We start from the raw sequence: 15,332 nt of genomic DNA on the forward strand, positions 1-15,332 counted from the left end.
TACCGTAATCGGTCGCAGGCGTGATTTTATCCGACGATCCTTATACATCACAGGCCGGTAAATCACACGATACCCTTACAGCAACACAAGGGCGTTACCGGACGTTACTGCACTTGACATTCAGAACGATTATTTCAAATCGCTTTCACGGCATTTTTACGCGTGTTCCGCCGTTATAATCGCCGCTTTGCATCTGCAGATACGCCATGTCCCGGGCTCTGCCTGTTCTCTCTTCCACGCTGGCCAGACGCGCACGACGCCTCTGGCGGCAGTACGGCATCTTCTGGCTCGGTGCGATCGCGGTCGGCTTGATTGCGGTGCTCTATGCACGCCTGATCGACTGGGGCTATAACGCATTCCGGTCGATGCAGCACCACTACGCGTGGTTACCGCTGCTACTGACACCCGCCGTCGCCGCGGCCGCGGTCTGGCTCACACGCAAGTTTTTTCGTGGCGCCGAGGGCAGCGGGATTCCGCAGGTCATCGCGACGCTGCACACAAAACCGGGCGAATCCGGTGCGCGCCTGCTCACACTGAAGATCCTCGTCGGCAAGATTCTGGTGTCGTTCCTCGCTATTCTCGGCGGCTTTACCATCGGCCGCGAGGGGCCGACCGTGCAGGTCGGTGCGGCACTGATGTTCAATCTGCGCCGCTTCTATCCGCGTTCGAATGCGCTGATCGAGCGTCAGCTCGTGCTCGCGGGCGCCGCGGCCGGGCTGTCCGCTGCGTTCAATACGCCGTTGGCCGGCATCGTTTTCGCGATCGAGGAACTGACGCGCAGCTTCGAAGCGCGTGCGAGCGGCGTGCTGATCACCGCGATCATCATCGCCGGTGTGATTGCGCTCGGGCTCAACGGCAACTACACGTACTTCGGCACGATCGAGATCGGCGCGCATTTTCCGGATCTGCTCGCCGTCGCGGTGGTGCTGACCGCGATCGTCACCGGCATTGCAGGCGGTGTGTTCGGCTGGCTGCTGCTCAATACCGCGCGCTGGATTCCGGCGCCGCTGCGCCAGTTGCACGGCGAGCGGCCGGTTGCTTTCGCGGCCCTGTGCGGTTTCATCATCGCGGTGGTCGGACTGATTTCCGGCGGGACGACATTCGGTAGCGGCTATGCCGAAGCGCGTGGGCTGCTCGATGGTCACGAGCAGTTGTCGCTGTTCTATCCGTTTCTGAAGATGATCTCGATGGTGGGCTCGTACCTGCCCGGCATTCCAGGTGGCATCTTCGCACCGTCGCTGTCGATCGGCGCGGGCTTCGGCAACCTGCTGCATACCGTGTTCAGCGGCATGCAGCTACAGATGCTGATCGCGCTCGCCATGGTCGGTTATCTGGCCGCCGTCACGCAATCGCCGATTACGTCGTTTGTGATCGTGATGGAGATGATCAACGGTCATGCGCTGGTGATCTCGTTGATGGCCACCGCGTTGATTTCGAGCCGTGTATCGCGGCTCTTCGTGCCGCCGCTATATGAATCGCTGGCGACGCGCTATATGGCGCCGCTACCGCAACCGGCCCCCGTGCCCGTTCCCGAAGTGCCCGAGGCACTGATCGAGGACGAGCCCGAGGCGGCCGATGCAGCCGCCGATGCAACCGACCCCGCCCCGACCGATACGCCCCGTCAGTAGATGACGACCGGCCCAGGCCGGTAGTACGCGGGACGTGCCGGCACGACAATGCAGCCGGCAAGCGTCACGGCAAGCAGCAGCGCTGCCAGCAGTCTGGTTTTCATCGCATGCTCCTGAAAGCGGCGCCGCGAGTCACGGCGCCGCAAACTGACGCTGATCGCCGCTTCTCTACGCTTCAAGCCCAGTGGCCGCCGATCCAGCGCCAGCCGTCACCGCGACCGGCCCAGTGTCCCGGCACCCAGTGATACCCGACGCGCTCGGCCTGCCAGTGTCCCGCCACCCACACGTAGTGGCCGCGATCCCATTGCCAGTGGCCGTGATCCCACACATATCCGACCCGTGCGGCGGGCACGACTTCGTAGCGCACCGGCGGCGGCGCGGACGGCGCGACGATGATCACCTCGGCGGAAGCAGACGACGCCACCGCACTCACGCCGGCAATAACCAGTGCAGCATTGACGAGCAGCACGCGCAAAGACTTGTTCATATTCACCTCAGGAAAGAACACCGTTGACGGCGTATCCGTTCAATGCGCGAGGTGACAGGAAGGCTGACATGCGCCGTATTACACCGGTACCTGAAGTGCAACGAGGTATTTCAGCGCGCTAGCGAACGAGGGGGAGGAACCGGCGAAGAAGGGGAAAGTACGGGCGGGCTGTTGGGCGCCGCATGTGTCGCCATCAAGGCAACACATGCGGCGCGACAGACAGTGTCATGCGACAGCTGGAGAAACTGAAAGCAACCGGATGCCCGGTACTCAGGCTTGCGGAATCTCGATCTTGACTTCGAGCACTTCGAGATCGTCCTGACGCTCGAGGCTCACACGGATATCGTTGTCGGAGATTTTCACGTACTTCGAAATCACAGCGACGAGTTCGCGTTGCAACGCCGGCAGATAGTCGGCGGGCGCCTTGTTGCCGCCGCGCTCGTGCGCGATGATCAACTGCAGGCGTTCCTTCGCGACCGACGCGGATTTTTTCTTCTCTCCCAGCAAAAACGAAAGAATCGACATTAGGTGCGTTCCCCTTACTTGGTGCCGAAGAGGCGCTGCAACAGGCCCGGCTTCTGGTAATCGGTGAAACGTAGCGACTTCTCTTCGCCAAGGAAGCGCGACACGATGTCCTTATACGCTTCGGCGACATCCGTACCTTCGATGTGCACAGCCGGCAGCCCCTGGTTCGACGCATGCAGCACCGCTTCCGATTCCGGCACGACGCCGATCAGCTCGATACGCAGAATTTCCTGGATGTCCGTGAGCGACAGCATCTCGCCTTCGCTGACGCGCTTCGGGTTGTAGCGCGTGATCAGCAGATGCTCCTTGATCGGCTCCTTGCCTTCGATCGCGCGCTTCGTCTTCGACGACAGGATGCCGAGAATCCGGTCCGAATCGCGTACCGACGACACTTCCGGGTTGGTCACGATCAGCGCTTCGTCGGCGTAGTGCATCGCGAGCAGCGCGCCCGATTCGATCCCGGCCGGCGAATCGCAAACGATAAATTCGAAGTCCATCGCGATCAGATCGTTGATGATCTTCTCGACGCCGTCCTGCGTCAGTGCATCCTTATCGCGCGTTTGCGACGCAGGCAGGATGAACAGGTTCTCGCACTTCTTGTCCTTGATGAGCGCCTGGTTCAGGTTCGCCTCGCCCTGGATCACATTGATCAGGTCGTACACGACTCGGCGCTCGCAGCCCATGATGAGGTCGAGGTTGCGCAGGCCGACATCGAAGTCGATCACGGCGGTCTTGTGGCCGCGCAATGCGAGACCCGATGCGAAACTCGCGCTCGTGGTCGTCTTGCCCACGCCACCCTTGCCCGAAGTCACCACAATGATTTTTGCCATTTAGCCTTACCTTGCGTTCGTCAGATTCTTCAACTTCAAACTTCAATTAGGCGCTGCAGCAACCGGCTGTCAGCCGCATGCACAGCCGCTGTGCGGCGCGTGCGTCAGGTGAGCCGCAGCGGTTCGATCATCAATTTTTCTTCGTCGAGCCAGATCTGCACGGCCTTGCCGTTCACATCGGCCGGCAACGGGTTCTCAGTCGTACGATAGATACCGGCAATCGAAATCAGTTCCGGCTCGAGGCAGGTGCAGAAAATCCGCGCATCGTGATTGCCTTGCACGCCGGCCAGTGCCCGGCCGCGCAACGGTGCGTAGATATGGATGTTGCCTTCTGCGATGACTTCCGCGCCGTAGCTCACGATGCCGAGCACGACCAGATCGCCCTTCGCGTAAATGCGCTGCCCCGAGCGCAACGGCTTGTCGATGACGAGCGTTTGCGACGGGGTACCGAGCGGCACCGGTTCTGCCAGTACCGTGTCCGGCACCACCGCCGCTGCAGCAGATGTTTCAGCGGTTTCATCAGCAGCTTCGTCGCCGGCCGCTTTCGTGGCACCGGCACCGCGCCGGTCGCGCGCTTCGAGCAGCGGCAGGCCTGCTTCCAGCACCCAGCCATGCTGCTCCGGCAACGCAACCACACCGACCGGCCGCATCCGCACGCTGTCGAGCAACTGCGCGACCTCGGCGAGCGGCAAGCGCTCGTCGGCGTTCAGGCGGCGCACGTCGATGGCGACGACATCGTTGGCGAAAAACTCCGGGGTCGCCTCGAAGCGCCGGTTCAGCTCGGTGCGCATCGCATCGAGGTCGGTGGTCTTCACGACGAACAGAAGCGTGTCGACGGAGCCGCTGCGCAGTTCGAAAAAGGGCGATTTCTTGGGCGACATAGCGTTCGACGAAAAATTTTGCGTATTTTACAGGCGTCTACGCGTGCGGCCAGTTTTTTCGGGAAACACACGTGCAAAGGCACATGCTGCGCCGCACGGTGCGAGAGAAGAACAGCCGAATGGAGGGAACGCGAAACCCGCGGCGCGGCAGCCTGTGCGCCGCTCACCGGCCCGACGCGCTGGACGCGTGCCTGACGTGGCGCACCAGCAGCGTTTCGCCCTGCTCCGGCACGCGCTCGATGCGGCGATGCTCGCCGGTCGGACCGAAACCGAGCGCTTCGTAAAAGCGCATCGCGTTGCGGTTCGCGTCGGCAATCCACGCGTAGATCTCGTGTGCACCGCCGCGTGCGAGCCATTCACCGGCGGTATCGACGAGCAGCACACCGCCGCGCAGATGACGCACGGCCGGCGCCACCCATAGCTCGCGGACGAACGCGCGACGCGCGGCCGAATCGTCGCAATACGCGCCGATCAGGCCGGCTGGATGGCCTTCGGTATAGAGAATGAACGAGGCTTCGGTAGCGGAAAACGCGTGACGCGCGGCGGTTGCGTCGAACGTGGTGGAGTCGGCGGAAAGGGCGTCTTCAAGCGTTTCGCCGAACGCATAAGGTGCTTCGCGCAACGACGCAGTACGAAGTTCGCGGAAAACGGCGCCTTGACTGGCGGTGATACGGCGAACGGTCAGAGACGGAATCATGCAGACAAAAACCCCTGTTGATGCTTTGGCATAGCTTTAACCGAACAGCCGCGCGAGTCAAATCCTTATTTTCCGGATAGGCCCGCCGGTGCGTACGTTCAGGGCGCCTCGTACGCGCCGGTACCGTCGGGCCAGGGGGTCAGCAGTTCGTAGCCTTCTTCGGTCACGGCGATCATGTGCTCCCACTGCGCGGACAGCGAGCGGTCCTTGGTCACGACCGTCCAGCCGTCGGCGAGCACGGACGTGCCCGCGCGCCCTGCGTTGACCATCGGTTCGATCGTGAACACCATGCCCGGCTTGAGCTTCACGCCCTGCCCCGGTTGCCCGTAGTGCAGCACCTGCGGTTCCTCGTGGTACACCTTGCCGATGCCATGCCCGCAGTAATCGCGGACGATCGAGAAGCCGGCACGTTGCGCGACCTGCTGGATCGCGTGGCCGACATCGCCGAGCGTCGCATCGGGCTTCACCTGACGAATGCCCGCGAGCATCGCTTCGTAGGTCGTATCGATCAGTTCGCGGCCGACCGTGCTCGGCGTGCCGACGCAGTACATGCGGCTCGTGTCGCCGAAGTAGCCGTCGTGGATCACCGCGACGTCGATGTTGACGATGTCGCCGTCCTTCAGAACCTCGCCGCGACTCGGAATACCGTGGCACACCACCTGGTTGACCGAAATACACACTGTTTTCGGAAAGCCCATGTAGCCGACGTTTGCCGGAATCGCCTTTTGCGTATTGACGATGTAGTCGTTGCAGATCGCGTCGAGCTGTCCGGTCGAGACGCCGGCCTTCACATGCTCGCCGATCATCGCGAGGACGTCGGCGGCGAGGCGGCCGGCGATGCGCAAGCCGGCGAGATCGTCAGGGGTCTTGTAGGTGATGGCCATGATGGAATGAAACGGATCGATGAAGGCGAAATAGCGGTCGCTTCGGGTTGTCGATGGGGCAATTGTACAGAGGATGGCCCGCGACCCTCCGCGGGGCGGGCTGCGGTGCTATCCGGCCAGCTCGGGCTGGCTTGGGTGCCGGTGTGTTGCGCAGGGCTTCAGTCTGCGGAATCATGGCCGCAATCAGCGCGACGGCAACGGCAACCGCGGACGGCTAACCAGCGTGACGATCACGTAGCTCATGATCGTCAGCATGAACCACGAGCCGAGCTTGCCGACCGAGACCATCGCCCAGCCTTGCATCTGACTCGGGTACAGCCACGCGTGACTAAGCGTGCCGAGGTTTTCGGCAAGCCAGATGAAAACGGCGATGAGAAAGAAACCGAGCAGCAGCGGCATGCGGTGATACACAGTGCCGATGCGAAAGTAGACCCAGCAGCGGCGAAACGCGATCGCGGCACAAGCCATCAATAGATAGCGCAGATCGAACCAGTAGTGATGCAGAAAGAAGTTGCCGTAGATCGCAGCCGACAGCGCAAGCGTCACCTTCAGCGGCGGGTGATGCGAGAAGCGCAGGTCGAATTCCCGGCAAGAGCGCGTGATGTAACTCCCTACCGATGCGTACATGAACCCCGTAAAAAGCGGCACCCCACCGATACGCAGATACGCGAACTCCGGATAGATCCACGAGCCGACTGCGGTCTTGAACACTTCCATGCCGGTGCCCGCGATGTGGAACAGCAAGATGACCTTCACTTCGTCCCACGTTTCGAGGCCCAGTCGGACCAGGATGATCTGAATTAAGACCGCGGCAAGCGTCAACGCGTCATAGCGAGGCAGCAGTGCATGCGCCGGGTACCAGAGATACGTCGCGATCAGCAGCGCGACCATCAATCCGCCGAACAGACAAACCCACGCCTGCTTGATGCCGAATACGAGGAAGGTATGCCAACCGGCAGCGAGACGGCTGCGATCGCCGGATGCGTTCAACAGTCTCGTCGTCAACGCGTCGAGCCAGGCGCTGGCGCGAGACGGTGCCGGTTCCAGCGCGGTGCTTGTGGACTGCTCCGTCAATTGGACTGCTCCTTCTGGTTATGCTTGTTGTCTTCGTGGTCCTTGCGCCAGCGGTTTCACGCGCTGTGGCCGCGAGATCGCCCTCGTGCGGCCGCCGGCAAAACGTGCCGCCATGCTATACGGAAGCGCCGCGATGTAGGATTATCGAGCGCGGACACAAAACCCGTGCCGGAGACAAACGCGCATGAACCGCGTCAATGAACACTAACCTCCTCGTCGACGAACCCCAACCCATCGAGCTGTTGCGCCGCCTCGTGTGGCCCTGGGTCGCGTTCTGGCTGTTGATATTCGCGGTCGACATTCAGCAGTCGATGTGGTCAGGCGAGCTTCAATTCTGGCGGACACTCGTCAACACCAGCACATCCGCGCTCGGAGCCACGGTGCTGATCGCGGTTCAGATGGGGCGCAGAAATCGGCGCAGGAGCCTTCTCGGTCAGCCGCTGAAATGGTTTCTCCGCGCCTGGGCATGGATGCCGTTGCAACTGGTTGTGTACGTTACGGGCATCTACGCGTTGCGCCTCGGCATCTACGCACTGGCTGGCAGCAGGTACCGGCACGGCCCGTGGGGCGAGGTATTCGCGTACGACGCGACGGCCTTCGTCGAGTTCTATGTGTTGTTCAGCGGCATTATTTTCGGCATTCAGTCCTACGGCGCGTGGGCTGCCGAGCGAGTGCGCTCCGCCCAGCAGGCGAACCTCGCCCGTCAGGCACAGCTCGCGCAGTTGACCCAGCAATTGCAACCGCACTTTCTGTTTAACGCGCTGAACACCATTTCATCGCTGATCCACAGCAATCCCGACTCGGCTGACAGGCTGCTTACGCAACTCGCGACCTTGCTGCGCGCGGCGACCGATGCAAGCCAGCGCCCCGAGCAGTCGCTAGCCGACGAACTGACGTTACTGCACGCCTACGCGGACATCATGACGCAACGTTTTTCGGATCGCGTGCGGATCACCTGGGATGTCGATGCCGCCACTTCAACCTGCCTGGTCCCCACGCTCGGACTTCAGCCGCTGCTCGAGAACTGCTTCCGGCACGTGGTTGAACGGCGCAGCGCACCGACGCACATCGCGATACGCGCGCGCCACGACGACACAGACAAACTGCAGATAGAGATCGAAGACGACGGCGAAACGCTGGGCTTGCCCGATACCCGCGGCGTGGGTCTCGGCAATCTCGAGGGCCGGCTGCAATCGCTGTACGGCACGCAAGCAAGCCTTGCGTTGCAGCTTCGGCCCGGCGGCGGCCTGATCGTGCGAGTGACACTGCCATGCGCGCACTGATCGTCGACGACGAAGCACTCGCTCGCAGCAAACTGCTGCGCATGCTGCGCGTCTTTCCCGATGTCGAAGTCGTGGGCGAAGCCATCGACGGTGCGAGCGCGTTGACGCTCGCCGAGCAGCTTCGTCCGGACGTGATCTTTCTCGATGTGCAGATGCCTGAAGTCGACGGTTTCGATGTAGCGGCGTCGTTACCGGACGACGCACCGGCGCTCGTATTCGTGACCGCGTTCGATCAGTACGCGTTGCGCGCCTTCGATGCCCAGGCCGTCGACTACCTGTTGAAGCCGGTCGAACCGGAACGCCTTGCGCGCACGGTGCAGCGCTTGCGCGCATCGGTTCGCGTTACCCCACGCCCGAGCGTCGGCGTACCCGCGCAGTTGATGATCGTCGACCGCGGGCAGACGCACATCGTGCGCTGCGCCGAAATCGAATGGCTGGAGGCCGCCGATAACTACGTCAATATCCATCTGCCGGGGCGCAGCCTGTTGATGCGCCGTACGCTGACCGCGTTGCTCAATGACCTCGACCCGATGTTTGTCCGCACACATCGCGGCGCCGCCGTCGCGCTCGCCGCTGTGCTCGCCGTGCGGCCGGAGGGGAAAGGCGACGCAACCATCGTTCTGCGCAGCGGCGCCGAAGTGCCGTGCAGCCGGCAGCATCGCGCGGCACTCATGCAGCGCCTGCAGCGCTAACGCGAATCGTCCGATCCACCCCGCATCGGACCCAACTCGTCCCAGATCGATTGTCGCTCCCGCGACGGCGAATTACGCTGGCCAGCGTCTCAATGGGGATGCTCCGCTCATGACTATCCTGTTCACCATCCTGAGGTATACCGTCGCGCTGATTCTCGTGTCTTCGTTGACCGAGGCTCTCGTACTTTCCGTCCGACGCGGCTGGCGCAACTACGACTGGAAAGCGGCCGGGGTATCGGTGGTCGACATGCTGGTTCGCGAGTACCCGCTCGGCTGGTTGCTGCCGCTCGCGTTCTGGGGCGATGCCATGGGCTGGTTCTGGCGGCACCGGCTCTGGACCCTGCCGATGCATCACTGGACCGGCTGGCTGGCGTGTTTCGTCGGTCAGGAGTTCTGCTACTACTGCTACCACCGCGCGGCCCACCGGGTGCGCTGGTTCTGGTGCACTCACGCGATTCATCACTCACCGAATCAACTGAACCTTGCCGTCGCCTACCGTATGGGGTGGACCGGCCGTCTTGCCGGCTCGACACTGTTCTTCGTGCTTGCGCCGCTATTCGGTATGCCGCCCAGGATTGTGCTGATGCTGCTTTCGCTCAACCTGCTCTATCAGTTCTGGCTGCACGTCACGTGGATTCCGCGGCTCGGACCGCTGGAGTGGATACTCAACACGCCTTCCGCGCACCGCGTTCATCATGCGTCCAACCTCGAGTACCTCGATGGCAACTACGGCGGTGTGCTGATCGTGTTCGACCGGTTGTTCGGCACGTATATCGCCGAAAAGCCCGACGTGCCCTGTCGCTTCGGGCTGGTCACACCGATGACAACCTATAACCTGCTAACCGTCGAGTTCGATCACTGGCGTGCCATGTGGCGCGATCTGGTCACGGCGCGCTCGATTCGCGAGGGACTGGGTTATCTGTTTGGACCGCCAGGCTGGCGACCCGATGAGCGCGGTGAAACCACGGAAGATTTGCGGCGCCGTGCGGGGTTGCAGTTCGCGGGGATGGAACCTGAGCAGCGCATCTCTATAGTCGAGGAATGAACGGTTCTTTCGTGCGGTCTCGCGAATCGGCGTGGCGATTCTGCGTGGCGCTTGCGCGTACGCTACGATGATGCAGCGAATCGTGATCGATCACGTCACAGTGCGCGGTCGAGACTCGCTGAAATCATCTCGCGTTCCTATCGTTACTCGAACATCGCCCATGGATATCGACGCTCAAAGTCTGCCCACAATCGGCTTGATCGTTCCGCCTGCCGCCGGAAAAGTCCCCGATGACGGTCCGTTGCTCTACAAGGACCGGGTAAGGTTTGTCGCCCGAGGACTGGCGCTCGGCCAGATTTCGCCGGAGGGCTATGAAGCGGTCATCGACTCCGTGGCTGACAGGGCCCGCTCTCTTGCCGACGACGGCGCGCAGGCCATTTCGTTGATGGGTACCTCGCTCAGCTTTTATCGCGGAGCCGCGTTCAACCGGCAACTCGTTGACGCGATCCACGAAGCCACCGGTTTGCCTGCAACGACGATGAGTCACGCGGTCGTCAGGGCGTTGAAAGCAACGGGCGTACGGCGCGTGGCACTGGCGACGGCCTACATCGACGATGTCAACGCGCGGCTTGCCGCGTTCCTGCAGGAAGAGGGATTCGAGGTCGCCGCTGTTAAAGGTCTTGCCATGACCGATGTAATTGGCGTGGGTACGGTACCGCCCGAAACACTCATCGATCTCGCGCAGGACGTGTTCGCCCGGGATACATCGGCAGAGGGTGTGCTGATCTCCTGCGGCGGCCTGAAAACCCTCGGCATTATCGAAACGCTGGAAGCTCGCCTTGGCGTACCGGTCGTGTCGAGCTCGCCTGCCGGGTTCTGGGACGCGGTACAACTGATGGGTGTGAGTCCGGTCGCGCCCGGCTTCGGGCGCTTATTCGAGCGTCGGTAGCGTCGTCATCCTTCATGCACGCGATGCGCGATATCCGTCGTTCAGCATCCAGTGCGTGAAGCTTGCATACTCCTGCGCGTATTCGTGGGCGTCGCGTACCCGCTCTACGGCGTCCGCCAGTTCATGCACGCGGGCATAGTGAGGAATGCGGTTGGTTTCATAGGCCGATAGCGCTGTCGCGAGATCCCCGTATTTCTGTACGGCATTAACCAGTACCCGTACGTCTTCGACACCCAGTGTCCCACCCGCCGAGATATGCGGCGACAACGCATGTGCTGCATCGCCGATCAGCGCGACGCGCGCCGATGTCCACCGAGGCAACGCGGGCACGAACATGATCTGGTTGTGCAGGATCTGCTCTTCCGGCGTCCTCTCGATCAGCTTCGCCAGCCAGTCGTTCCAGCCGTTATCGTTCAGATGCGCGGCCCGGCGCAGCGCCTCTTCCTTCTTCGTACCGGTAACAGCCGGGCTATCGAACTGATTCACCATCCACACCACCTGATCGCCATAGGTGCGTACATATCCCCCACGCGCGCGTTGATGTCCAACGGTCAGGATGGAACCCTCCGCAGGTTCGTCGCCTGCCGCAATCATGCCGCGCCACACGTGGTGACCGGCATGCTCCTGTGCAGCCGAACCAGGGTCCAGTTGCGCGCGCACTGCCGAGTAAGCGCCGTCGGCGCCTAGCAGCAGGTCTGCTCGCTCGACGGCTCCGTTAGTGAACCTCACCTTGACGTGGTCCGCTTCTTCCTCGAAGGCGAGGATTCTGGTGTTCACGCGAATGTTTTCCTGGCCGACCGCTGCAGCGAGAAGCTGGTTCAGTTGGGGACGCGGGACGAGAAGAAACTGGTGTTCAGCAAGTGCGAAGCCGGGTGCCCGCAGACGGCGTCCGCCTGCATCGTAGAACCATGTTTCAACGGATGTGCCGATTGCGTTGATCGAATCGCCCACGCCGACTTCCGAGAACACGTCGAGCGCGTTGCGCCACAAACCGATCGCCGCACCCGCCGCGCGAATCTCCGGTGCCTGCTCGCACACGAGCACTTCCCAGCCAATCGACTTGAACGCAATACCGGCAGTCAATCCAACGATACCGCCGCCCGCGATGATGACTCGCATGATCAGAACACTCCTGGTAGTGTTTTCCGGTTGCCTCGATTCGGTTGCTACCGCGCCGAACCGACCGGTTGGAATCGCGTGGATTCCTCGTTGATGAATTGGACTCTAATTTATGAGCGTTCGCTCACATTGGCTACTCGCTTTCCGCTGGTCGCTGCGACGGAGACTTATGGCCTGTTTTTCGCGGGGAAATGGGCCGTATCCGGCTTTGATTGCAGTGGTGTTGGGCGAGGCGCTCACATTTGTCCTGCGTCGTAAGCTCGTTCATCCGTGTTGTCGACTCGGTTATGCTTGAATTTCGGCACCCCGGACGGGGTTTCGGGTGCTGTCAGTTGTGGTTTCTGGAGCAGGCGCAACGGCAACCTGAATCATGGAAGGACGTGACATGAGCATTCGAGATGTGCAGTTGAATGACGCAAGAGAAATTTCCGCGCTGAGCAGTCAGTTCGGCTGGAATGCCTCGGAAGACGAAATACGGTCTCGCCTCGAGATCGTGCTCGATAGGCCCGACCACAAGATCTTTCTGTATGAAAGTGACGCCGGGGACGTGCTCGGATGGATTCACGCGTGCGTCAACGTCATCGTATCGAGCGGGAAATATGGCGAGGTTCTGGCCTTTGTGGTTCGCGAGGGAAGTAGAGGCTCGGGGATTGGAAGGGAGCTGCTGTTACGCGCCGAGCAGTGGATCGGAGCTCATGAAGTGAGCGCGACTTCCATCGTCATACGCTGTAACAACGAACGGCCCCGCACGCATGAGTTCTATATCCGGAATGGCTATAGAAATACGATGATTGCGCTCAGGAAAGCCATTGAACGTTAGGCGGTTTTGTTTCGGACGATCGCGACGCAAACAAAAAAGTGCCGAGAAGTCTCTCCCGGCACCTTGTCACTTCATCACGGCTTTAGCGACAGCTAACAGACCTCAATCCGACTGCGTGAACTGAATCGCGGGCGATGTCGAGCTCGACCCAGCGGACGCGGTGCATTTCCCGATGTTCAGGTTGTTGGTTTCGCCGGTCGTGCCGCCGTTGCTCGGGCCGACGCACGTCGGTGCCGAGTTGGAGCCGTCGGTCAACGCAACCTTCACGGTCATCGACGAACCCGTGTTGAAGTCGGCGCGCGATCCGCCAGCATTACCCACGACGTTGAATTCCGTCTCGGTCCAGCCATTTGCGATATCCGAGTTGGAATCGGCGGTGGACGAGCTGTAGGCTTCCGTGCCGTAGACGGCGGTTGCCGTATCCGTGCCATTCGAGTTAGCAGTACCCGAAAGCGTCAGGCTTGCAAGGGCCGTGATCGGCAGTTGCTTCGCGATAACGGTAGCAGGACTGTTCTGGTAACAGTCGTCCCCGCTCCCACCATTCGAATCGGCGCCCGCATCCGTGAATCCGCTCGGGCAGATGTTGGTGTTGCCACCATCGACATCCTGGCCGTAGTTCTCCAGCCAGGTCTGGATGAACACGTCGGTCGTGCCGGTGAGCGCCGTGCCCGCCGCGTTAACGTCGTCGGACACCACGATGTATTGTTGCCACGATTGGCAGCCCGAGTAGCCTGCGCAAGCCGCGGAGTTACCGTCCATATTCGTATTGAGCTGCAACGTGTATTGATTCGCGCCAAGGATGCCGCCACCGCCATACGCTGCTACGCCCGCACCCTTTTCGGTCTTCACGCCGGTGACCGTGGGGAAGCTGCCGACCGCTTCACTGATCAGGTTCCCGGACGGTGCCTCGGCGGAGAAATCGTAACCGCTGCCCACTACCTGCTCGCCCGCATGCTTGACGCTAGTCGCGGCGTCCTGTTGGGCGACATGTGCCGTCTTCCGACGCGCCGACACGTAGCCCGATACCGGGCCGCATTCCACCTTGGACCATTTGAGGTTCGGATACGAAGCGTGATAACAGCCCTGTACCTGCGGCGCGAATTGCCTGACGTTCTCACGCCATGACTGATGCGCCTGAGCGTCGGCCTGAACCTGAGCCTGATCGACGAACGTGCTGGCGGTTTCGCCTGCAAAGGCCGACGACAGCGGAATGGCACTGATAAAAAGACCTGCACCCACGACAACTGCGGCATGAGCCATGTTACGCGTGGTAAGCAATAACTTCGGTCGCATATGTTTCTCCGGTGGAAGCAACGTGTTGAGGTTTCTGGCGCTGAATTATTCAGCGGCCTTGACCTGCGTGATGAGGACCTGCGGCAAAACTATCCGTAAAGCATCGGATTAAGCGGTAAGGTTCTTTAAAGACAGCTTTTTGTAAAATCTCAAGGAATATTGAATAACGTGAACACTTTGCGGCTTTGGCTTTTGGCACATGCATCGTGGGTTATGCAGTTGAATGAACCGATAAGTGGTGACGCATGGAGTACCGCCGAACCTTGCCTGCTGCGGCCGAGGCGCGCTGCGTGATGATCCTCACGCGCGGAGGTCCTGTTACGGCAGGAAGCGACCATCCATAGCGGATAATTTTCCGCATATCGACTTAATCAACGAAGCAAAAGCAGAATGAGATATCGCGGTATTTGAAAATAATTGAGTATTGGATTGCGCAATGCCACCGGCATAAATCGGCATTCACTTATTATCGAGATGTAATTTGAAAATTATCATCTCGTAAGTAATTTGCCTGTAATTGTCAGCAACATTAAGAAAGCAGTGTCTTGAAGCAAAAGATAGCAATAAAAAAAACAAGGCGTCAAACTTTTTTAGATTGAAGCTAAAAAAGTTTGGCACATTTGCGTTGGGTGCCGACGCAACCTGGAGGGGTGCTTTTAGGGGCCGGGAGCGATTGTCGTCGGCCCGGCTCGCGGCAATGTGCGGCGGTCATTGTCTGAGCGTTGCGTCGCAGTCGGTAGACATGCATCGCTATCGGTGAAAAGCCGCCGATGGCATGCCCGATATTTGAAATATGCGCGCGCTACGCGCGACAACTGTTTTGATAGTCGATTCGTGAACCGAAAAACAAAAAACCCCGCAAGTTTTCGACTTTACGGGGTTCTTTGAAAAATTCTGGCGGAAAGGGTGTCTGTCTATCACCCTTACCAGAAAACAGTTTCAAGCCGATTCAACAGAAAAGTACCCGACAAAGTACCCGTAAACCGAAGGCATTTCGTCAGATATGCGTTTGGAGACTTCGAATCCGCCCTCGCCGCCAATATTTCCGCCCTAACGCCTTATTCCACAAGCCAACTCGGCCTGATGGTCAAAAAGTATCCAGAAAAATACCCGAAGTCATCGTACTCTCGCCTGCGACTCTACCAGTCGCATTGGACCTGGTTGTAGTTGTATGACAGCGGCTGG

The 15,332-nt window shown here is 60.5% G+C and carries 15 protein-coding genes; 6 read left to right on the forward strand and 9 right to left on the reverse strand.

Annotated elements, in window-relative coordinates:
* Window positions 1-206 precede the first annotated feature (206 nt).
* Window positions 207-1,628 (forward strand): chloride channel protein, encoded by a 1,422-nt coding sequence (locus tag M0D65_RS05405; protein WP_266251661.1) that lies wholly within the window; start codon window positions 207-209, stop codon window positions 1,626-1,628.
* Between the two features lie 175 nt (window positions 1,629-1,803).
* On the opposite strand, the gene M0D65_RS05410 is transcribed toward M0D65_RS05405, so the two are convergent.
* The 7 genes from M0D65_RS05410 to M0D65_RS05440 form a co-directional block, all read right to left on the reverse strand.
* Complete coding sequence (locus M0D65_RS05410) at window positions 1,804-2,115, reverse strand: YXWGXW repeat-containing protein (RefSeq protein ID WP_266251663.1); 312 nt, start codon at window positions 2,113-2,115, stop codon at window positions 1,804-1,806.
* Between the two features lie 270 nt (window positions 2,116-2,385).
* A complete protein-coding gene (minE, locus tag M0D65_RS05415; protein WP_091011415.1) occupies window positions 2,386-2,640 on the reverse strand; it encodes a cell division topological specificity factor MinE in 255 nt (84 codons plus the stop codon).
* Between the two features lie 14 nt (window positions 2,641-2,654).
* Window positions 2,655-3,470 carry a septum site-determining protein MinD gene (minD, locus tag M0D65_RS05420; RefSeq protein ID WP_091011414.1) on the reverse strand — a complete coding sequence of 272 codons (816 nt, stop codon included), beginning with the start codon at window positions 3,468-3,470 and terminating at the stop codon, window positions 2,655-2,657.
* A gap of 104 nt (window positions 3,471-3,574) precedes the next feature.
* The gene (gene minC, locus M0D65_RS05425; RefSeq protein ID WP_266251667.1) at window positions 3,575-4,351 is read right to left on the reverse strand and encodes a septum site-determining protein MinC; all 777 of its coding nucleotides are present in this window, start codon (window positions 4,349-4,351) and stop codon (window positions 3,575-3,577) included.
* Window positions 4,352-4,514: 163 nt separating this feature from the next.
* The gene (locus M0D65_RS05430) at window positions 4,515-5,048 is read right to left on the reverse strand and encodes a GNAT family N-acetyltransferase (protein ID WP_091011412.1); all 534 of its coding nucleotides are present in this window, start codon (window positions 5,046-5,048) and stop codon (window positions 4,515-4,517) included.
* Between the two features lie 98 nt (window positions 5,049-5,146).
* A complete protein-coding gene (gene map, locus M0D65_RS05435) occupies window positions 5,147-5,932 on the reverse strand; it encodes a type I methionyl aminopeptidase (protein ID WP_266251669.1) in 786 nt (261 codons plus the stop codon).
* A 183-nt stretch (window positions 5,933-6,115) separates the two neighbouring features.
* Window positions 6,116-6,925: a DUF817 domain-containing protein gene (locus M0D65_RS05440; RefSeq protein WP_266252029.1), complete on the reverse strand. Its 810-nt coding sequence runs from the start codon at window positions 6,923-6,925 to the stop codon at window positions 6,116-6,118.
* 278 nt (window positions 6,926-7,203) lie between these two features.
* On the opposite strand from M0D65_RS05440, the gene M0D65_RS05445 reads away from it, so the two are divergent.
* The 4 genes from M0D65_RS05445 (at window position 7,204) to M0D65_RS05460 (ending at window position 10,915) form a co-directional block, all read left to right on the forward strand.
* On the forward strand, window positions 7,204-8,289 hold the full coding sequence (locus M0D65_RS05445) for a sensor histidine kinase (protein WP_266251671.1): 1,086 nt from the start codon (window positions 7,204-7,206) through the stop codon (window positions 8,287-8,289).
* On the forward strand, window positions 8,277-8,981 hold the full coding sequence (locus M0D65_RS05450; RefSeq protein WP_266251673.1) for a LytTR family DNA-binding domain-containing protein: 705 nt from the start codon (window positions 8,277-8,279) through the stop codon (window positions 8,979-8,981). Before M0D65_RS05445 ends, M0D65_RS05450 begins: the two co-directional genes overlap by 13 nt.
* A 109-nt stretch (window positions 8,982-9,090) precedes the next feature.
* Complete coding sequence (locus M0D65_RS05455) at window positions 9,091-10,026, forward strand: sterol desaturase family protein (protein ID WP_266251675.1); 936 nt, start codon at window positions 9,091-9,093, stop codon at window positions 10,024-10,026.
* 82 nt (window positions 10,027-10,108) lie between these two features.
* The gene (locus M0D65_RS05460; protein WP_266251677.1) at window positions 10,109-10,915 is read left to right on the forward strand and encodes an aspartate/glutamate racemase family protein; all 807 of its coding nucleotides are present in this window, start codon (window positions 10,109-10,111) and stop codon (window positions 10,913-10,915) included.
* Window positions 10,916-10,927: 12 nt separating this feature from the next.
* Here M0D65_RS05460 and M0D65_RS05465 read toward each other — a convergent pair whose 3' ends face one another.
* Window positions 10,928-12,034, reverse strand: coding sequence for an NAD(P)/FAD-dependent oxidoreductase (locus tag M0D65_RS05465; RefSeq protein ID WP_266251679.1), 1,107 nt, complete (start codon window positions 12,032-12,034; stop codon window positions 10,928-10,930).
* A 385-nt stretch (window positions 12,035-12,419) separates the two neighbouring features.
* On the opposite strand from M0D65_RS05465, the gene M0D65_RS05470 reads away from it, so the two are divergent.
* Entirely contained in the window at window positions 12,420-12,854 is a 435-nt protein-coding gene (locus tag M0D65_RS05470) for a GNAT family N-acetyltransferase (protein ID WP_266251681.1), read from the forward strand.
* A gap of 102 nt (window positions 12,855-12,956) precedes the next feature.
* On the opposite strand, the gene M0D65_RS05475 is transcribed toward M0D65_RS05470, so the two are convergent.
* The gene (locus M0D65_RS05475; protein WP_266251683.1) at window positions 12,957-14,147 is read right to left on the reverse strand and encodes a hypothetical protein; all 1,191 of its coding nucleotides are present in this window, start codon (window positions 14,145-14,147) and stop codon (window positions 12,957-12,959) included.
* Window positions 14,148-15,332: the final 1,185 nt, after the last annotated feature.

Origin of the sequence: Paraburkholderia sp. CHISQ3, assembly GCF_030464945.1 — a bacterium.
GTDB lineage: Bacteria > Pseudomonadota > Gammaproteobacteria > Burkholderiales > Burkholderiaceae > Paraburkholderia > Paraburkholderia megapolitana.